The sequence below is a fragment of the Leisingera sp. F5 genome, from assembly GCF_001593695.1.
This window is the reverse complement of record NZ_LUKH01000015.1, coordinates 78,274-94,993: the sequence shown is the minus strand read 5'-3', so window position 1 is coordinate 94,993 and position 16,720 is coordinate 78,274. Positions and strand designations below refer to the sequence as shown.

Sequence of the window (16,720 nt, the reverse complement as noted above, 5' to 3'; positions counted from 1 at the left end):
TCAGATCTGGGATCAAGGGATCAGGCAGGCAGTTCAGCCGCAGTTTCCGGTTCGGGCGCGATGGTTTGGGCTTTCCGTCCGGGCCGGTCTGCCAGCAATGCGTCACGAACCACTGTCCGCAGGGTGGCAACGGCATGGGAGAAGCCAAGGCCAAGACAGACCGCGGCCAGGCCAAGCGCAGGCAGCAGACCCAGGAAATCCATTTCCAGCAGCGGAAGTGCAGCACCGATCAGGATGACGCCGCCAAGACCGACCATGGCATAGCCGGTGGCAATGGTGACCGCTCTCGCCTTGGCCGCGCGTCCGGACCGCGGGCAGTCCCCCAGCAGGGTCCCGATCCGCAAGATCATGAGCGCCATCGCCGCAAGCATCAGCACGCCAAGGCCCAGGTAAATTCCGATTTCGATCAGCATCGTATTGTCCTTTCCGGATTAAATGACCTGTTTGTAGAAGTCGCGTTCGAGGCGGTCATAAAGCATGCCGCTCACAGCGCCCCAAACCGGGGCAAACAGACTTCCGGCAACCAGAAAAAGGCTGGTGCCGTCGAAGTTTCCTTCGGTCGCTAACTCCAAAAGGAAGATCGGCGTGAAGATCAGCAGTTGTGTTTTTAGGGCCAACAGGGCCCATTTTCCTGGTGTTGGGCGGTGCCGCCGCACGTGGGCCAGCATGACCGGAACGCCGATCAGCAGATAAATCGGACCGCCAAACAGCGCTGCAAGGGGCGGGATCAGGAGCGGTGCTCCGAGCAGGCCTGTCAGTAAAGGCGCCCCAACCATAGCAAGGGTGAAAGCAACTGGGTCCACCAAGTGGCGGCCTGGGCTGACGTTCGGGTGGAAAATGCTTCCTTTCATTGCAGTTATTTCTGACATAAGGGAAATTCTCTCATAAAATTTTTTACGTCCTGGCGGCTTCGTGCCCGCATTTATTCCTGTTTCTTCACTCCAGGCAGGAACCGCGCCACCTTGGCGCCCAGCTTCAGCACTGCCAGATGCACCGATCGGGGCAGGCGGGAGAAATCGGCGTACCAATCGTCAAACATCCGCATCACCCGCAGGGTCTCGCCCATCCGGTCCTTGACCGCCTTGGGGGTGCTGTCGCTCTCGGCCTCCTGCATAACCTCATCCAGGGCGCGCAGGGTCGGGGCAAACTCGCGCTCGCGCCGTGCCGCGATCACCGCATCGACGAGGTCGAACATGTCCCGGATCGAGGTGAAATGATCGCGCCGGTCACCCAGCTGGCGGCTGACCTTGACCAGCCCCTGCGCCTGCAGCTCCTTCAACCCGTTGGACACGTTCGAGCGCGCCAGCCCCAGCACCTCGCAAATCTCATCCGCGGTCATCGGGTCCGTTGCGATATGCAGCAGGGCATGGATCTGCGCCACAGACCGGTTCACCCCCCAGCGGGAACCCATCTCGCCCCAGTGGAGGATAAAGTTCTGCATGGCGGGGGTCAGTTTCATCATGTAATCCTGAAATTTCTGTAATGACAGAAAATTGAAAAAACCGAGTCGAGTCAAGCCAAAGAAAACCGGCGGCAGGTTCCCCCGCCGCCGGCTGTTCGCATGTGAGTGGTGGTCTAAGCGCTTATTGCGCCTGCAGTTCCGCCGGGTCCTTTTCGGCGATATCAGTCCAGTTGGCGTTTGCGTTCTGCACAAAGCCAGGGATGTCGCCTTCCCAGCGTTCCTGGATGTCTTGCGACAGGTTCAGGTACAAAGTGTTGTCGACGATCTTCCAGTGGTTCGGGTCACCGTCGAATTTGAAGCCCATTGCGGTACCAAAGGCGCAGTAGCCGCCATAGGCCGGCAGGTAGGCTTCGGGATTCTTTTCAAAGGCCGTTTTGTGCTCTTCCGAGGCAAAGCGGTAAGTTGCGTCATTGTAAATGGAAGTGATTTTGTAGCTGCCCTTGCTGGGGGCACCGTCCGTGAAATATGCGACCGGGTCATAGCCCTGCATTGCCAGGCCGGTGGAGGATGCGTTGATCTCAACGCCCGCCGCCAGTGCCGAGGTTGCCATTGCAACCGACAGAGCCACACCGCTGATCAGTGCTTTTACTTTGTTCATGGTCCCGTCCTTTCAAATCCCGGCTGCTGCGTTTCCAAATGTTTGCGCGGCCGGCGTTTCACCATGTGTGCCGCGGTATGCTGCGGGTCACGGCACCGATGTGGAGGGCCGGGCGATCACGTTCAAAACAACTCAATTTGAATGTGCATGAGGTGTCGGTTGCCTGTGCATTCATGCGCAGAACAGGTGACAGCACCGTCTGAGGCGCGCAGGGTGAGCGCAGGCAAAATGGAGATGAGGATGACATCAGCATTACCCAGCCGCCGCGCGGTTCTCAGCGGGCTGACGGCTTTGGCCCTTTTGGCAACGCCCGCCAGTGCGCAAAACGTCAGCGGTGTTTACCGCGCGGAAGGGCGTAATCCCGACGGCAGCAGTTATACCGGCACCGTCGAAATCCAGGACAGCGGCGGGATCGTAGAGATGCAGTGGCGGATTGCCGGCCAGTCCTATTCCGGCAGCGGCTCGCGCAATGGCGATGTGATCTGGGTGAACTGGGGCCAGACGCACCCGGTGGTCTATGTGCGGATGCCCAGTGGTGAGCTGCACGGCACCTGGGGCAATGGCCGCGCGCTGGAACGGCTCATTCCATGAGCTGAAGAGACAGCACAAAGCGGATCACTTTTTCCTCGGGCATTTCGCAGGGTTTCAGCAAGACTCCGGATGCCAGCCGGTACAGGTTGAGGCTGATGTAGTCCCCGCCGCCGCGTTCCCAGGCTTCCAGTTTTTGCGCCTTGCCGCAGGCCAGATCCTGGCGGATAACTGAGTAGCGCCGCCCGGCTGCAGTACCGTTAAAGGCGCCCAAAGGCAGCGCATCAAAAGCGGCCAGAAACACATCCAGCCTGCCGCGGTTCACTTCTGGCCGATCCGCGGTTCCGTGCCTGCGCGCAAGCGTGCGATATTGGCTGAATGGCGGATGAAGACCACCGTCGCCAGCAGGACCGCCAGCACCGCCACCGGCTGATAGCCCAGCACCAATGCCCAAACAGAACCTGAGGCTGCCGAGACCAGCGCGCCCATCGAGGAAATCCGGCTGAGCGCCGCTGCCGCCAGCCACGTCAGGCAGCAGGCAATGCCCACCGGCCAGGCCAATGCCAGCATCAGGCCCAGGAAGGTGGCAACACCTTTGCCGCCCTTGAACCCCAGCCAGACCGGGAAACAATGGCCGAGGAAGGCCATCAGCCCTGCTGCCTGCGCCGCGTCCTCGCCAGCCAGGGACCGGGCCAGCAGCACCGCCGCCGCGCCCTTGCCGCCATCCAGGATCAACGTCAGTGCCGCGGCGGCTTTGCTTCCGGTGCGCAGGACGTTGGTGGTGCCGATATTGCCGGAGCCGATTTCGCGCAGGTTGCCCAACCCGAATATCCTGGTGACAACCATGCCAAAGGGCACCGATCCCAGGCCGTAGCCAATCACCGCCCAGAGGATAAGAACGGTGGCAGAACTTTCCAATTCAGGCATCAGCCCCTCCGGTAGACGGGTTCGCCCGCCACATATGTCGCCTCAACCCGGCCCTGCATCCGCTGGGTGTCAAAAGGTGTGTTCTGCGATTTCGAGCGAAGCTTGAACCGGTCGAGCACAAAGGGCACATCCGGGTCGAACAAAACCAGATCCGCCGGGGCGCCCTCGGCCAGGCGGCCGCTCTCCAGTCCCAGCCGTTTGGCCGGGTTCAGCGACATGGCGCGGAACAGGGTTGGCAGGTCCAACAGTTCGGCATGATACAGCCGCAGCGCCGCGGGCAGCAGGGTCTCCAGCGCCACGGCACCGGCTGCAGCTTCTTCAAACGGCAGCCGCTTGCTTTCCTCGTCCTGCGGTGTGTGCATCGAGGAGATGATGTCGATCAGCCCGGTCCGTACCGCCTCCACAACGGCCAGCCGGTCGTCTTCGGAGCGCAACGGCGGCTTCACCTTGAAAAAGCTGCGGTAGCCCGCCACGTCCAGCTCGTTCAGGGTCAGGTGGTGGATCGAGGTGCCCGCGGTGATGTCCAGCCCATTGGTCTTTGCGCGCTCCAGCGCGGGCAGCGCGCGCGCTGTGGTGATCTGGTCGGCATGATATCTGGCGCCGGTCATCTCCAGCAGCGCAATATCGCGGTCCAGCCCCATCCGCTCCGCCATCGGGGACACGGCCGGCAGCCCGTAGAGGGCGGCGAATTTTCCCGAAGTTGCAGCCGCTCCGGCGCTCAGCACCGGTTCCTGGGGATGGGCAATGACCAAGGCGCCGCAGGAGCGGGCGTAGGTCAGGGCGCGCTGAAAAACCTTGGTATTGGCGGCCACATGGTCGCAGTCGGAGAACGCGACGGCACCGGCATCCATCAGGAAGCCGATCTCCGTCATCTCGCGCCCGTCGCGCCCTTTGGTCAGCGCCGCCATTGGCAGCACGTTCACCGGGGCGTCCGCCTGAGCGCGGCGGGTTACGAATTCCAGCGTTTCCGGGCTGTCGATGGCAGGTGTTGTGTCAGGGCGGGTGACAATGGTGGTGACACCGCCCGCTGCCGCTGCCAAACCCGCCGACTTATAGCTTTCCTTGTGCCGTTCGCCGGGTTCGCAGACCTTAACGCCGATATCAACTATCCCCGGCGCCAGGCATTTCCCGCCGCAGTCCACCTCAGTCACGTCTTCCCGTTCGATCTTATGCGCACGCAGCAATCGGGCGGGATCGGCGGCGTTCGTTTCAATCGCCGCGATGCGCCCGTTCTGCACCAGAACCGCGCCAGGTGCATCGGTGCCTGCCTCCGGGTCGATCAGGCGGGCGTTGGTGAAGAGGGTGCTCATGCCTTGGCTCTTTCAATTGCGTTGAGGGTCGCGGCCGGGTCGGCCTGGTATTTGATCAGATGCTTGTCGCCGGTTTCAGTGATCACTTGCACATAACTGCCCATGATTTTGACGGCTTTGATCTGTGGCAGAGGAAGGCTGCGCCCTGCGGGGCCGGAGAGGCTGTCTCCGGTCAAGGTCCAGACCACCGCCAGTTCTTCGCTCGCCATATACCAGCCGCGCAGGGCAATGGCGGCCAGCCCGCCCACCGCGCCGGTCCAGATGTGGGGGCTGTCCAGAAACCACAAAACCGCCATCGCGCCGCCCATGCCAATCGCTGCCATCCAGGCGTGCGCGCGGATATAGGCGCTGCGGTTAGGGGTGAAAATGGTCTCTGCCATCAACCCGCCAATACCCAGACCAGCAGTGCGGCCAGCAGCATCACCACGGCAAACAGGGCTGCGCCAATACGGCGGGCCTTTGTGCGGGCTTGCCGCGGGGAGAGTTTCGGGGCGGAATGGGGCTTGGCGCTTTCGGCGGTCGCGGGCGGAGCATTCCAATCGGTCTGCCGTTCGCCGTATGTGCCCATCAGGGTGATCTGCTCTGCCGGGGTCAGCCGGGTTTCGGCACCGGCAAAAGCGCGGGAGCGGATCAGCAGCACATGGCCTTCCAGCGCCTGCAGCATCTCGCGGTCTTCCTCGACCTGCGCCCGCGGCACACCGCAGCCTTCGGTCAGGTAACCGGTCAGGCCGACATCCTCCAGGTCGGTGACCGGGAAGATCTCGACCTGATCCATGTCCAGCACCTTGATCCCCAGCACCTGCGCCAGCGCGCCGGGTTCCTTCAGGAATGCCGCCTGCTCAGGCGGCATGGCGAGTGCAAACAGCCGGATCACGCCGCGCTCGCCGGCGGGGATATGGATCACGCCCTCCACCTCTTCAGCCCGCTTTCGCCTGGCGTTCGGCGCGCAGGTTGCGGGCCAGAAGGTCCATCGCCGCCATCCGCACCGCGACACCCATCTCCACCTGCTCCTGAATGACCGAGCGGTTGATGTCGTCTGCGAGGGTGCCGTCGATCTCAACACCGCGGTTCATCGGGCCGGGATGCATGACGATGGCGTCGGGTTTGGCCTGCGCCAGTTTGTCGGCGTCGAGCCCGTAACGGTGGTAGTATTCGCGCTCCGACGGGATGAAGCCGCCGTCCATGCGTTCTTTCTGGAGGCGCAGCATCATCACCACGTCCACGTCCTTCAGTCCCTCGCGCATGTCGTCATAGATCTCGGCGCCGAATTCAGCGAACTGGCCGGGCACCAGCGTCGGCGGGCCAATGAGGCGGATGCGGTTCTCCATCTTGCCCAAGAGGATCAGGTTCGAGCGGGCGACGCGGGAATGAGCGATGTCGCCGCAGATGGCAATGTTGAGGCGATGCAGCCTGCCCTTAGAACGGCGGATGGTCAGTGCATCCAGGAGCGCCTGGGTTGGATGCTCGTGCTTGCCGTCGCCGGCATTCAGCACTGCGCAGTTCACCTTTTGCGCCAAGAGATCCACTGCGCCGGAGTGCGGATGGCGCACCACCAGAAGGTCCGGATGCATCGCGTTCAGCGTCATTGCGGTATCGATCAGGGTTTCGCCCTTTTTGATCGAGGAAGCCTGCATCGCCATGTTCATAACATCGGCGCCAAGGCGCTTGCCTGCCAGCTCGAAACTCGCTTGGGTACGGGTGGAATTCTCGAAGAACATGTTGATCTGGGTGAGCCCCGCCAGCACGTCGGAATGCTTCTCCGGGCGGCGGTTCAGCGCCACATAGTCGTCCGCCAGATCGAGGATCGCGGTGATCTCATGCGGTTTCAGCGGTTCGATGCCAAGCAGGTGGCGGTGTTCGAAGGACATATGAGGCAGCTCCGCTTGATTTGCGGGTTCTTATAGGCGGGGGGCGGGCGTGCGGCAAGGCGGTGCGGCGGTTTGTGCAGGCTGTGCAGGCGAGGGGCCGGCCCCTCGCGCTCCCCGGAGTATATTTAAAAAGATGAAATACTTGAATTTGCAAGATGGCCGCGGAGAGGTGTTCCGCTTGGGCTGCGGGCGGAGTAGCTTGAGCGCATGGAATCGGCATTGGATTACTGGAGCGCCCGGGCGCTGTTGGAGTGGCAGGCGGAGCTTGGCGCAACCGAGGCGCTGTGCGACGCACCCGTTGACCGCTATGCGCTGGAGCAGGCGGCGCCCAAGCCGAAACCGGGCGCGGCCCCCGCGCCGCCGCCCAAACCTAGGGAAGCGGATCCTGTTGATGCGGCCAGGAAGGCTGCCAAAGGGGCCGTGTCTCTGCCTGCGTTGCGTGATGCCTTGGCAGGGTTCAGTCATTGCGACCTGAAGCGCGGGGCGCGCAATCTTGTGTTCTCGGACGGGCGGGCCGGCGCGCGGGTGATGATCATCGGCGAGGCGCCGGGCCGCGATGAGGATCTGCAGGGCAAACCTTTTGTGGGCCGCGCCGGGCAGCTTTTGGACAAGATGCTGGAGGCGATTGACCTCTCACGTGCCGAGAGCGTCTATATCACCAACGTGCTGCCCTGGCGGCCGCCGCAGAACCGCGATCCGCTGCCAGCAGAGATCGCCATGCTGGCCCCGTTTCTGGAGCGGCATGTGGCGCTGGCAGAGCCGGATGTTCTGGTCTTGATGGGTAATATCAGCTGCCTGGCAGTGCTGGGCAAACGCGGCATTACCCGGCTGCGCGGGCAATGGGATCAGGCCTGGGGCAAACCGGTGATGCCGATGTTCCACCCCGCCTATCTGCTGCGCCAGCCGCAGCAGAAGCGGCAGGCCTGGAGTGATCTTCTGGAGCTGAAGGCACGGCTGGGCGCCCTGTCCTGACGGAGGAGGAGACACGTGAAGATTCTCGGGTTTTCTGATCTGCATCTTTCAAGCCGCCACGCGGTGGAAATCGTGGCTGCCAGCGCAGGTGCTGATCTGGTTATTGGCGCAGGTGATTTTTGCAACATGCGCCAGGGACTGGACCGGGCCGTGGCGATGCTGGCTGGGTTGAAGGCGCCGATGGTGGCAGTGCCCGGCAATGGTGAAAGCGCTGGTGAGTTGCGTGCTGCGGGGTTTCCCGGCACAACAGTGCTGCATGGAGAGGGTATTGATTTTGAGGGCCTGCGTCTGTTCGGCCTGGGCTATGGCGTGCCGCAAACACCTTTTGGCAGTTGGTCTTGCGACCTAAGCGAAGTTCAGGCGGCAGCGATGCTGGCTGCCTGTGATCACGCGGATATTCTGATCTCCCATTCACCGCCCAAAGGATTGGGGGATGTAACTTCGGGCGGGCTGTCCGTCGGTTCCACGGCGGTCAGGGCAGCAGCGGAGCGAATCCAGCCGCAACTGCTGCTCTGCGGCCATGTGCATGATTGCTGGGGCTTTCGCGGCAGCATAGGCAGGACGCAGGCGGCCAACCTGGGTCCTTCGGTGAGCTGGTTTGAGGTGAAGTCATGATCGATGCGGTAACGTTGCTCGCTTTTATCCCGGCAGCGCTGGCGCTGAACCTGACTCCGGGTGCGGACATGATGTTCTGTCTTGGCCAGGGGTTGCGCTCGGGGCGCAGAGCGGCAGTGGCGGCGAGTGCCGGGATTTCTGCGGGCAGCATGGTGCATGTGTCCCTGGCCGGGCTGGGGCTGGGGGCGGTGGTCTCCGCAATTCCCGCACTGTTTGATGTGATCCGCTGGGCGGGTGTGGCTTATTTGCTGTATCTGGCCTGGGATGCCTTGCGCCGCGGGCCGGTGTCGGAGGGGCTGCCGAAGCGGCGCGGGGCCGGCGCTTTTCGCAGCGGGCTGCTGGTCAATCTGGCCAATCCCAAGGTGATCCTGTTTGTGCTGGCCTTTGTGCCGCAATTCGTGAGACCCGAAGCAGGCCCGGTGCTGGTGCAGTTCCTGGTCTTCGGGTTGATCCTGGCCGCCGGCGGTTTTTTCATCAACGGGCTGATTGGCGTTTTTGCCGGCCAGGCCGGGCAGCGGCTGACCGGCTCGCCGGTGTTTGCGCGCTGGCTGGGCCGGGTTTCGGCCGGAATTTTCACAGGGCTGGCCGTGCGGCTGGCGATTATGGAGAGGGCGTGAAATGTCCCGGATTGACAAAAGCATGGAATTCATCCCGGTCCGCATTGCGGTGCTGACGGTGTCGGACAGCCGCAAAATGGAGGATGACCGTTCCGGCCAGGTGCTGGTGGACCGGTTGCGGGACGCAGGCCACACCCTTGCCGACCGCAAGATCATTCCCGACGAACGCGCCGACATTGCCGCACAGCTGCGCGCTTGGATCGCCAACCGGGAGGTGGATGTGGTGATTTCAACCGGCGGCACGGGGCTGACCGGGCGGGATGTCACGGTGGAAGCGCACCGGGATGTCTACGAGAAAGAGATCGAGGCCTTTGGCACCGTCTTCACCCATGTCTCTATGCAGAAGATCGGGACCAGCGCGGTGCAGTCGCGCGCCACCGGTGGCGTTGCGGGCGGCACCTATCTGTTTGCGCTGCCCGGCAGCCCCGGCGCCTGCAAGGACGGCTGGGATGAAATCCTGTCAAAACAGCTTGATTACCGCCACCGGCCCTGCAATTTCGTGGAAATCATGCCCAGATTGGAGGAACATCTGCGCCGGAAGTAAACCTGCGCGGCGTGTAACCTCGTAAACCCGTGCGGAAAATCGTATATTTCCAAGCGGGCACAAGGCATTTGCGCCTTGGCCGGCCGCAAGGGCGGTCCCGGCAGCGCCCGCCACCGGAAGGGAGAGACATGCGCTTTTTGCGTCAGAGTGTGACCGGGGTGTTCCTGGCGGCCATAACCGTGGCGCTGCTGCTCTATGCCGGGCAACTGATTTTCAGTGCGATTGATGCGCAGCTGAATGCAGAGAAAAAGACACCGCCAGTGCGTGAGCGGGTGTTTGCGGTCAATGTGGTGACAGTGGATCTGCAGACCGTAGCGCCGGAGCTGACGGCCTTTGGCCGGGTGGAAAGCCGCCGCACGCTGGAGTTGCGCACAGCTGTGGCGGGCCGGGTGGTGCAACTCTCTGAGGATTTCGAGGACGGCGGCGCGGTCCGCGCCGGTGAGGTGCTGGTGCAGATCGATCCGGCGGATTCGCAGGCCGCGCTGGACCGGGCAGAGGCCGACATGATGGATGCCCGCGCCGAGGAACGCGATGCCGGCCGGGCGTTGATCCTGGCTCAGGATGAATTGCAGGCCACCCAGGACCAGGCGCAGCTGCGCGAACGGGCCTTTCAGCGGCAAGTGGATCTGCAGCAGCGCGGTGTTGGCACCGCCGCAACGGTGGAGACAGCGGAGCTTGCAGCGGTGCAGGCGCGCCAGGCGGTGATCTCGCGCCGCCAGGCCGTAAGCCAGGCCGAGGCACGCGTGGATCAGGCTGCCACCCGCGTGGCCAGGGCGCAGATCGCATTGGACGAAGCGCGGCGTGAGCTGGACGATACCACGATCATGGCGCGTTTTGACGGGACCTTGCAGGCAGTCAACCTGGTGCAGGGGCGGCTGGTCTCGGCCAACGAAAAACTGGCGGATCTGGTTGACCCGGATCTGCTGGAGGCGGCGTTCCGGGTGTCCACCGCGCAATACGCCCGGCTGCTGGACGCCGAGGGCCGTCTGCTGCGTGCGCCGGTGCGGGTCTCGCTCGATGCGGCCGGCGCGGACCTGAGTGCCGCCGGGCAGATCTCCCGTGCCAGCGGGGCGGCTGGCGATGGCCAGACGGGACGGCTGATCTATGCCCGGCTGGAGGCCGCGCCGGGGTTTGAACCTGGCGATTTTGTCACCGTCAAAGTAACCGAGCCGGAAGTCAGGGCCGTGGCCCGTGTCCCGGCCTCGGCGCTGGGCACGGATGGTACTGTCCTGGTGCTGGGCTCTGAGGACCGGCTGGAGGCGTTGCCAGTTGAACTGGTGCGCCGCCAGGGCGATGACGTTCTGATCCGCGGTTCGGGGCTGGAGGGGCGAGAGATCGTCACCGGCCGCACGCCGCTGCTGGGCGCGGGCATCAAGGTGCGCCCGCTGCGCCGGGGCGCCGCAGCGCAGGCCCTGCCAGAACTGATTGAGCTGAGCGATGAGCGCCGGGCACGCCTGGTTGCTTTTGTCGAGGGCAGCAGTGTGATGCCGTCCGGAATGAAAGAGCGGATGTTGCAGCAGCTGGCTGAGGCGCGGGTGCCCGCGCAATTGGTCAACCGGATCGAATCCCGGATCGGAGGCTGAGAGTCATGGTCCGTAAGCTCCCCCGGCCGGCCCGCGGGCTGTTCAGTTACTTCACCCGCCACCGCACCGCCGCGAACCTTTTGCTGGTGATCATGCTGGTGCTGGGCGCTGCAGCGATGCCCAACATGCGGACGCAGTTTTTTCCGGATGTGATTGTCGAGCGCGTCACGGTCACCGTCGAATGGGAGGGCGCAGGCCCTGAGGATGTGGACAGCGCCATCGTGCAGGTTCTGGAACCTGCGTTGCTGGCGGTGGACGGGGTGGAGGAGACATCATCAACCTCGCGCGAGGGGCGGGCAACTCTGAGGCTGGAGTTTGAGCCGGGCTCGGACATGGGGCAGGCTACGGATGATGTGCAGGCGGCGGTCGATGGTATCACCACTTTGCCGGAGGAGGCAGAGGAACCGGAAGTGCGCCGCGGCGCCTGGCGCGACCGGGTGACCGACGTCGTGATCTCCGGCCCGGTGGCCGCCGGGCAGCTGGGTCTGTTTGCGGATGAGCTGGTGACCCGGTTGTTTGAGGCGGGCGTCACCCGGACCACTATCCGCGGCGTGGCTGCACCTGAGACAATCGTTGAAGTGCCCACTGCCAAGCTGATGACACATGACATCACCATGCGCGAAGTTGCCGAGGTGATTGCGGCAGAGGTCGATGCCGATCCCGCAGGCGATGTCAGCGGCGCCAACGCGCGGGTGCGCACCGGCAGCGAGAAACGCAAGCCCGATGAGCTGGAAGCCATTGTTCTGCGCACCAATGCCGACGGCTCGGTGCTGACCATTGCTGACGTGGCACAGGTGCGGGTCGAGGGTGTGGACCGCAACCGCTCGTATTTTGTGGACGGCAACCCGGCGATGTCGATCCGGGTGGATCGTTCGGACCAGGGCAACGCGATCCGGCTGCAGCATCAGGTGCAGGAGGTGGTTGCGGAAATGCAGGCGAGCCTGCCGCAGGGAGTGACTGCACAGCTGATCCGCACCCGCGCGGGACGCATCACCGACCGTCTGGACATTCTGATCGACAATGGCCTGATGGGGCTTGCCCTGGTGCTGGGCCTGTTGTTCCTGTTCCTCAACACCCGCATTGCCTTCTGGGTGGCAATGGGCATTCCGGCCTCGATGTTTGCCGCCGTGGCGCTGATGTATGCCGCCGGGATCACCATCAATATGGTCAGCCTGTTTGGCTTGATCATCACTCTGGGCATCGTGGTGGATGATGCAATTGTGGTGGGCGAGCACGCCGATTTCAGGGTGCGGCGGCTGGGTGAAAACCCGGTGCAGGCCGCCGAAAATGCGGCCCGGCGGATGGCGATGCCGGTTTTTGCGGCAACGCTGACCACCATTATCGCCTTCTTTGGCCTGACCTTGGTGGGCGGGCGCTTTGGCGAGTTGATCCGCGACATTCCCTTTACCGTGATTGCGGTGCTGGCGGCCTCGCTGGTGGAATGTTTTCTGATTCTGCCCAACCACTTGGCACATGCGCTGACCCACGCCCAGGCGCGGCATTGGTATGACTGGCCGAACCGGATGGTGAACCGCGGCTTCCGCTGGCTGCGCGACCATGCTTTCCGCCCGTTCATGGGCTGGGTGGTTCAGGCCCGCTATGCGGTGCTGGCCGGGGCACTGGTGGTTCTGGCTAGCCAGGCGGCGCTGTTCATCAACGGCGACGTGAAGTGGCGCTTTTTCAACGCGCCTGAACGCGGCTCCGTGACCGGCAATTTCGCCATGGTAGAAGGCGCCAGCCGCAGTGATACCCTGGCGATGATGCAGGAAGTGCAGCGCGCCACCGAGACGCTGGGCGCGGAGTATGCCGCCCGCTATGGCCGCAACCCGCTGGATTTTGTCATAGCTGAGGTGGGCGGCAATGCGGGCCGCGGCCTGGGCGGGGTCGAGGCTAAGGACACAGATCTGCTGGGCGGTATCGCGATTGAATTGATCGACGCCGACCTGCGCCCCTATTCCAGCTTTGCCTTTGTCGCTGAGCTGCAGGAACGGGTGGCGCGGCATCCGATGGTCGAGACGGTCTCTTTCCGCAGCTGGCGCTCCGGCCCGGGCGGGGATGCGTTGGACGTGCAATTCTCCGGCCCCGGCGTGCAAGTGCTGAAGGATGCCTCGGAAGACCTGAAAACCGCGCTGCTGCGGTTTTCTGAGGTTTCAGCCGTCGAGGACAATCTGGCCTATGACAAAGAGGAGGTGATCCTTGACCTCACTCCGCAAGGCCAGGCGTTGAACTTTACCATTGGCAGCCTGGGCCAGGCACTGCGGGCGCGGCTGAATGGAATTGAGGCCGCGACATACCCGGACGGGCCGCGCAGCGCCAAAATCCGGGTGGAGCTGCCCGAAAATGAGCTGACCGCCGACTTCCTGGAGCGCACGCTGATGCGGGCGCCCAGCGGGATCTACGTGCCGCTGGCCGATATCGTCTCGGTCACCCAGCGCACCGGGTTTTCCACCGTGCGGCGGGAAAACGGCATTCGGGTGATCAGTGTCTCGGGCGATATCTCCGAGGACGACCCCGCCCGGGCTGAAGCTGTGATGCAAGCGTTGCAGGAGGAAATCCTGCCGAAGATCGCCAGCGAGCGGCAAGTGGAATGGACCCTGTCTGGCCTCGCCGAGCAGGAGCAAACGTTCCTGCAGGAGGCCGGCACCGGGCTGATCCTGTGCCTCACCGGGATCTACCTGGTGCTGTCCTGGATTTTTGCCAGCTGGACCCGGCCTTTGGTGGTAATGGCGATCATTCCCTTTGGCCTCGTTGGCACGATTTGGGGCCACTACTTGTGGGAGGTGCCGCTGAGCATGTTTACCGTGGTGGGGCTGCTGGGAATGACCGGGATTATTATCAACGATTCCATCGTGCTGGTGACCACCATTGACCAATATGCGCAGGACCGCGGTCTGGTGCCGTCGATCATTGATGCGGCGGCGGACCGGCTGCGGCCGGTGATGCTGACCACGATGACCACGGTTCTGGGGCTGGCGCCCCTGCTGTTTGAGCGCTCGCAGCAGGCGCAGTTCCTGAAGCCAACAGTGATCACGCTGGTTTATGGCCTGGGCTTTGGCATGTTCCTGGTACTGCTGGTGGTGCCTGCGCTGGTGGCAATGCAGCGGGACCTGTCACGTCCGATGACCGCGCTGCGCCGGGCCTTGCGGCGCGGCGCCGGAGGGCTGCGCTGGCTGGTGCTGGGTACGTCTCTGGCACAGCTTGGCTGGCTGGTGCTGACGCTGGGCTGGGCGATGGCCACGGGCGCGCTGCATCCGCTTCTTCGGATGCTGCCATCGCTGGCAGCTATGGAACCGGTCCGGGCCGGGCTGCTGGCCTGTATCTCTGGTGCATTGGTGCTGGCGCTGCTGGCCTATCTGGCCGGAGGTGTCGCCTACCGGTTCAGCGTCCGCCAGCGGGTCTGAGCCAGCCGGGCCATATCCGCGACCTGTTCCAGCAGCTGCAAGCCGCGGCTTTCGATCTCTGCAATGGGGATCCATTCGGCCTGTTCGGCATCATCATCCGGCACCGGCTCGCCACTGGTGTATTCGCACAGGACTACTGTCAGCAGATACTGGCGCTGCGCCGTGCCTGCCGCATTGCGGGAGATCACATCCACATTGGTGAGGTATTCCAAGGGCCGGGCAATAACCCCGGTCTCCTCCTGCAACTCTCGCGCGGCACCCTGCAGGGCAGTTTCGCCCATCTCCACATGGCCGCCGGGAAACCCCCACCAGCCCGCATTCGGCTCCTTGCCGCGCTGCACCAGGATGACCTGGTCCTGCCCGTCCGAATGGCGGCAGACCACAGCAATCGTGCCCAAGACCGGACGCTGAGGGCAATTGGCGGTGCTCATCCGGCGCTGCAGCCCTGGATGTCCACCGCGTGGTTCTGTCCGAGCACCGTGATCCGCAGTTGCGAGCGGTCTATGGCATAGGCGTTGCCGTCAGCAGGCAGGAACTCGGTCTCAGCTACCAACAGCCCGCCTTCGCGGCGGGTTCTGGTTTCACCAGCGTACAGCTTAGGATTGCCGGATTCAATCACCGCAACCTCGTCACCGCCCGCGGAGGGCATCGAGATCCGGGCGGTGACCTTCATGCCGTATTCAGACGGGCGCAGGCTGCAGGCGGCGCGGCGCACACCGGCTTCGTTCGCCGACCAGGGCCTGCTTGCCAACGCGGCGGCAATCGCCGGGTTACGGCCAGCGCCGCTGTCCAGCTGATGATCAAAGCTCAGCTCGGCCGGCACGCAGACATCCTTGCAGACACCCAGCTGCATCCGGCCCTTCAGGCGCACAGGCTTGCCTGGTTTTTCCGGGGTGATCTCCACCGGCAGCACCAGCTGACCGTGATAGCCGATGGTACGAAAACCGGAGGTCTGAAAAACCTCGGGCGCGGGCCAGGTGATCGACAGCCCGCCGACATTGCGCGCCCCGCGCCAGGTAAAACTGGGCGGAATGCCGGCATCGCCCGGTGCGCGCCAATAGGTCTTCCAGCCCGGTTGCAGTTTGATCCGCAGCGCCCCCAAATAGGTGCCGCGCGCGGTCATACCGCCGTCCAGCACCTCAATCTGCACGATCCCGCTATCAGCGGCTCCGGCAAGGGCCGGGGGGGGGGCAGTCACGGCAAGCAAGGCCGCCAGGGCGGCAGCGGGTATGTTCTGCATTAGTCTCATGCCCTGATACATGCGCTTGACGGCAGGGTTTGCCAAGTCACGTTCCGGTCATTGTTCTGGAGTAATGGCAGGTTTGCGGCAATTTTGCCGGAGGCTTCACCAGGCCGAACCTCTGCGCCCCTTGCGTGCGGGCCGGGGGGGCGTCATGGTGGAGGGAGGCAGCAGGAAAGACGGAAATTCATGGATCTGACTGGCAAGCTCTTGATTGCAATGCCCGGAATCGGCGACCCGAGGTTTGAGCATTCAGTGGTTTTCCTGTGCTCCTACGGCGAGGAAGGGGCGATGGGGCTCATCGTTAACAAACCTGCGGACGGGGTGGCGCTGGGGGATCTGCTGGAGCAGCTGGACTTGGGTGAAGAGGGCAGCGCGGCTGCGGCATTGCCGGTGCGGTTCGGCGGCCCAGTGGAGACCCAGCGCGGCTTTGTGCTGCATACGCCGGATTACGAATCGGACGTAAGCTCGCTGAAGGTGCCGGGCGGGTTCTCAATGACCGCAACTTTGGATATTCTCGAGGACATCGCATTGGGGCAGGGGCCGGAGCAGCTGCTGGTGCTGCTGGGCTATGCCGGCTGGGGGCCGGGTCAGCTGGAAGCAGAGATTGCGATGAACGGCTGGCTGACGGCCGACGCCAGCCCGGATCTGGTTTTCAGCCTGGCGGATGACAGCAAGTGGGAAGCATCGCTGAACACCCTCGGAGTCGATCCGCTGACACTGTCAGCCAGTGCAGGCCACGCATGAGCGGCGGATGAAATGCGCTGCGCTGTCTCAATCGGGCGCTCCCGCCCTTTGTTCCATTCATCAAAGATGACAGGAAAAAGGTTGGGCGCACCTCCGGCGGCGAGCGGCCTGTTCCGGAACCCATCCGGGGGCTCCAGGCCGAACGGGCAGAGCTTTTGACCAGCAGTAATTTCTGCAGCAGCGCTAGCGGTGCCTCATTGAAGGACGCAGATCTTCGGCTTGGCCGGAAGGCCGGACCGCGCCGCGCTTGCGCGGTGCTATACCCAACGGTTTGGCACCCATCTTTGATGGGTTTCAAACGGGCGGGA

The 16,720-nt window shown here is 63.6% G+C and carries 20 protein-coding genes; 8 read left to right on the top strand and 12 right to left on the bottom strand.

What is annotated here, in order from left to right:
• Positions 1-20: 20 nt before the first annotated feature.
• The 4 genes from A2I95_RS12690 to A2I95_RS12675 form a co-directional block, all read right to left on the bottom strand.
• Entirely contained in the window at positions 21-413 is a 393-nt protein-coding gene (locus tag A2I95_RS12690; RefSeq protein ID WP_291730118.1) for a hypothetical protein, read from the bottom strand.
• An 18-nt stretch (positions 414-431) separates the two neighbouring features.
• Positions 432-851 carry a hypothetical protein gene (locus A2I95_RS12685; RefSeq protein ID WP_291730117.1) on the bottom strand — a complete coding sequence of 140 codons (420 nt, stop codon included), beginning with the start codon at positions 849-851 and terminating at the stop codon, positions 432-434.
• Between the two features lie 71 nt (positions 852-922).
• A complete protein-coding gene (locus tag A2I95_RS12680) occupies positions 923-1,459 on the bottom strand; it encodes a MarR family transcriptional regulator (protein WP_291730116.1) in 537 nt (178 codons plus the stop codon).
• Between the two features lie 124 nt (positions 1,460-1,583).
• Complete coding sequence (locus A2I95_RS12675) at positions 1,584-2,060, bottom strand: YHS domain-containing (seleno)protein (RefSeq protein WP_291730115.1); 477 nt, start codon at positions 2,058-2,060, stop codon at positions 1,584-1,586.
• A gap of 240 nt (positions 2,061-2,300) precedes the next feature.
• Here A2I95_RS12675 and A2I95_RS12670 point away from each other — a divergent pair, with 240 nt between their 5' ends.
• Positions 2,301-2,651 carry a hypothetical protein gene (locus tag A2I95_RS12670; protein WP_291730114.1) on the top strand — a complete coding sequence of 117 codons (351 nt, stop codon included), beginning with the start codon at positions 2,301-2,303 and terminating at the stop codon, positions 2,649-2,651.
• Here A2I95_RS12670 and A2I95_RS12665 read toward each other — a convergent pair.
• From A2I95_RS12665 to A2I95_RS12640, 6 genes are read right to left on the bottom strand one after another with little or no spacing between them, the layout of a single operon-like run.
• Complete coding sequence (locus A2I95_RS12665) at positions 2,641-2,913, bottom strand: hypothetical protein (RefSeq protein WP_291730113.1); 273 nt, start codon at positions 2,911-2,913, stop codon at positions 2,641-2,643. The genes A2I95_RS12670 and A2I95_RS12665 overlap by 11 nt on opposite strands.
• Complete coding sequence (gene plsY / locus A2I95_RS12660; RefSeq protein WP_291730110.1) at positions 2,910-3,515, bottom strand: glycerol-3-phosphate 1-O-acyltransferase PlsY; 606 nt, start codon at positions 3,513-3,515, stop codon at positions 2,910-2,912. Before plsY ends, A2I95_RS12665 begins: the two co-directional genes overlap by 4 nt.
• Positions 3,515-4,825 (bottom strand): dihydroorotase, encoded by a 1,311-nt coding sequence (gene pyrC / locus A2I95_RS12655; RefSeq protein WP_291730109.1) that lies wholly within the window; start codon positions 4,823-4,825, stop codon positions 3,515-3,517. Before pyrC ends, plsY begins: the two co-directional genes overlap by 1 nt.
• Positions 4,822-5,205 (bottom strand): hypothetical protein, encoded by a 384-nt coding sequence (locus tag A2I95_RS12650; protein ID WP_291730108.1) that lies wholly within the window; start codon positions 5,203-5,205, stop codon positions 4,822-4,824. Before A2I95_RS12650 ends, pyrC begins: the two co-directional genes overlap by 4 nt.
• Positions 5,205-5,738: a hypothetical protein gene (locus A2I95_RS12645; RefSeq protein WP_291730107.1), complete on the bottom strand. Its 534-nt coding sequence runs from the start codon at positions 5,736-5,738 to the stop codon at positions 5,205-5,207. The genes A2I95_RS12650 and A2I95_RS12645 overlap by 1 nt, the downstream gene beginning before the upstream one ends.
• A gap of 4 nt (positions 5,739-5,742) precedes the next feature.
• On the bottom strand, positions 5,743-6,693 hold the full coding sequence (locus A2I95_RS12640) for an aspartate carbamoyltransferase catalytic subunit (protein ID WP_039131434.1): 951 nt from the start codon (positions 6,691-6,693) through the stop codon (positions 5,743-5,745).
• Between the two features lie 207 nt (positions 6,694-6,900).
• Between A2I95_RS12640 and A2I95_RS12635 the strand changes: the two genes are divergently transcribed.
• The 6 genes from A2I95_RS12635 (at position 6,901) to A2I95_RS12610 (ending at position 14,425) form a co-directional block, all read left to right on the top strand.
• On the top strand, positions 6,901-7,665 hold the full coding sequence (locus A2I95_RS12635) for a uracil-DNA glycosylase (protein ID WP_291730106.1): 765 nt from the start codon (positions 6,901-6,903) through the stop codon (positions 7,663-7,665).
• Between the two features lie 15 nt (positions 7,666-7,680).
• Positions 7,681-8,280, top strand: a complete 600-nt coding sequence (locus tag A2I95_RS12630; RefSeq protein WP_291730105.1) for a metallophosphoesterase family protein — start codon at positions 7,681-7,683, stop codon at positions 8,278-8,280.
• Positions 8,277-8,897 carry a LysE family translocator gene (locus A2I95_RS12625; RefSeq protein WP_291730104.1) on the top strand — a complete coding sequence of 207 codons (621 nt, stop codon included), beginning with the start codon at positions 8,277-8,279 and terminating at the stop codon, positions 8,895-8,897. Before A2I95_RS12630 ends, A2I95_RS12625 begins: the two co-directional genes overlap by 4 nt.
• Before the next feature lies 1 nt (position 8,898).
• Positions 8,899-9,441, top strand: coding sequence for a molybdenum cofactor biosynthesis protein B (moaB, locus tag A2I95_RS12620; RefSeq protein WP_291730103.1), 543 nt, complete (start codon positions 8,899-8,901; stop codon positions 9,439-9,441).
• A gap of 128 nt (positions 9,442-9,569) precedes the next feature.
• Positions 9,570-11,024 carry an efflux RND transporter periplasmic adaptor subunit gene (locus tag A2I95_RS12615; RefSeq protein WP_291730102.1) on the top strand — a complete coding sequence of 485 codons (1,455 nt, stop codon included), beginning with the start codon at positions 9,570-9,572 and terminating at the stop codon, positions 11,022-11,024.
• 5 nt (positions 11,025-11,029) lie between these two features.
• The gene (locus A2I95_RS12610; protein ID WP_291730101.1) at positions 11,030-14,425 is read left to right on the top strand and encodes an efflux RND transporter permease subunit; all 3,396 of its coding nucleotides are present in this window, start codon (positions 11,030-11,032) and stop codon (positions 14,423-14,425) included.
• On the opposite strand, the gene A2I95_RS12605 is transcribed toward A2I95_RS12610, so the two are convergent.
• Positions 14,395-14,856, bottom strand: coding sequence for an NUDIX hydrolase (locus A2I95_RS12605; RefSeq protein ID WP_291730100.1), 462 nt, complete (start codon positions 14,854-14,856; stop codon positions 14,395-14,397). The two genes, A2I95_RS12610 and A2I95_RS12605, sit on opposite strands and share 31 nt — an antisense overlap.
• On the bottom strand, positions 14,853-15,665 hold the full coding sequence (locus tag A2I95_RS12600) for a protein-disulfide reductase DsbD domain-containing protein (protein WP_291730099.1): 813 nt from the start codon (positions 15,663-15,665) through the stop codon (positions 14,853-14,855). Before A2I95_RS12600 ends, A2I95_RS12605 begins: the two co-directional genes overlap by 4 nt.
• 60 nt (positions 15,666-15,725) lie before the next feature.
• On the opposite strand from A2I95_RS12600, the gene A2I95_RS12595 reads away from it, so the two are divergent.
• A complete protein-coding gene (locus A2I95_RS12595; RefSeq protein ID WP_367151455.1) occupies positions 15,726-16,412 on the top strand; it encodes a YqgE/AlgH family protein in 687 nt (228 codons plus the stop codon).
• Positions 16,413-16,720: the final 308 nt, after the last annotated feature.

Bases quoted from the DNA above. Each gene is read 5' to 3' on its own strand.
- A2I95_RS12690 (WP_291730118.1), bottom strand. From the start codon at position 413: ATGCTGATCGAAATCGGAATTTACCTGGGCCTTGGCGTGCTGATGCTT.
- A2I95_RS12685 (WP_291730117.1), bottom strand. From the start codon at position 851: ATGAAAGGAAGCATTTTCCACCCGAACGTCAGCCCAGGCCGCCACTTG.
- A2I95_RS12680 (WP_291730116.1), bottom strand. From the start codon at position 1,459: ATGAAACTGACCCCCGCCATGCAGAACTTTATCCTCCACTGGGGCGAG.
- A2I95_RS12675 (WP_291730115.1), bottom strand. From the start codon at position 2,060: ATGAACAAAGTAAAAGCACTGATCAGCGGTGTGGCTCTGTCGGTTGCA.
- A2I95_RS12670 (WP_291730114.1), top strand. From the start codon at position 2,301: ATGACATCAGCATTACCCAGCCGCCGCGCGGTTCTCAGCGGGCTGACG.
- plsY (WP_291730110.1), bottom strand. From the start codon at position 3,515: ATGCCTGAATTGGAAAGTTCTGCCACCGTTCTTATCCTCTGGGCGGTG.
- pyrC (WP_291730109.1), bottom strand. From the start codon at position 4,825: ATGAGCACCCTCTTCACCAACGCCCGCCTGATCGACCCGGAGGCAGGC.
- A2I95_RS12650 (WP_291730108.1), bottom strand. From the start codon at position 5,205: ATGGCAGAGACCATTTTCACCCCTAACCGCAGCGCCTATATCCGCGCG.
- A2I95_RS12640 (WP_039131434.1), bottom strand. From the start codon at position 6,693: ATGTCCTTCGAACACCGCCACCTGCTTGGCATCGAACCGCTGAAACCG.
- A2I95_RS12635 (WP_291730106.1), top strand. From the start codon at position 6,901: ATGGAATCGGCATTGGATTACTGGAGCGCCCGGGCGCTGTTGGAGTGG.
- A2I95_RS12625 (WP_291730104.1), top strand. From the start codon at position 8,277: ATGATCGATGCGGTAACGTTGCTCGCTTTTATCCCGGCAGCGCTGGCG.
- moaB (WP_291730103.1), top strand. From the start codon at position 8,899: ATGTCCCGGATTGACAAAAGCATGGAATTCATCCCGGTCCGCATTGCG.
- A2I95_RS12615 (WP_291730102.1), top strand. From the start codon at position 9,570: ATGCGCTTTTTGCGTCAGAGTGTGACCGGGGTGTTCCTGGCGGCCATA.
- A2I95_RS12610 (WP_291730101.1), top strand. From the start codon at position 11,030: ATGGTCCGTAAGCTCCCCCGGCCGGCCCGCGGGCTGTTCAGTTACTTC.
- A2I95_RS12605 (WP_291730100.1), bottom strand. From the start codon at position 14,856: ATGAGCACCGCCAATTGCCCTCAGCGTCCGGTCTTGGGCACGATTGCT.
- A2I95_RS12600 (WP_291730099.1), bottom strand. From the start codon at position 15,665: ATGCAGAACATACCCGCTGCCGCCCTGGCGGCCTTGCTTGCCGTGACT.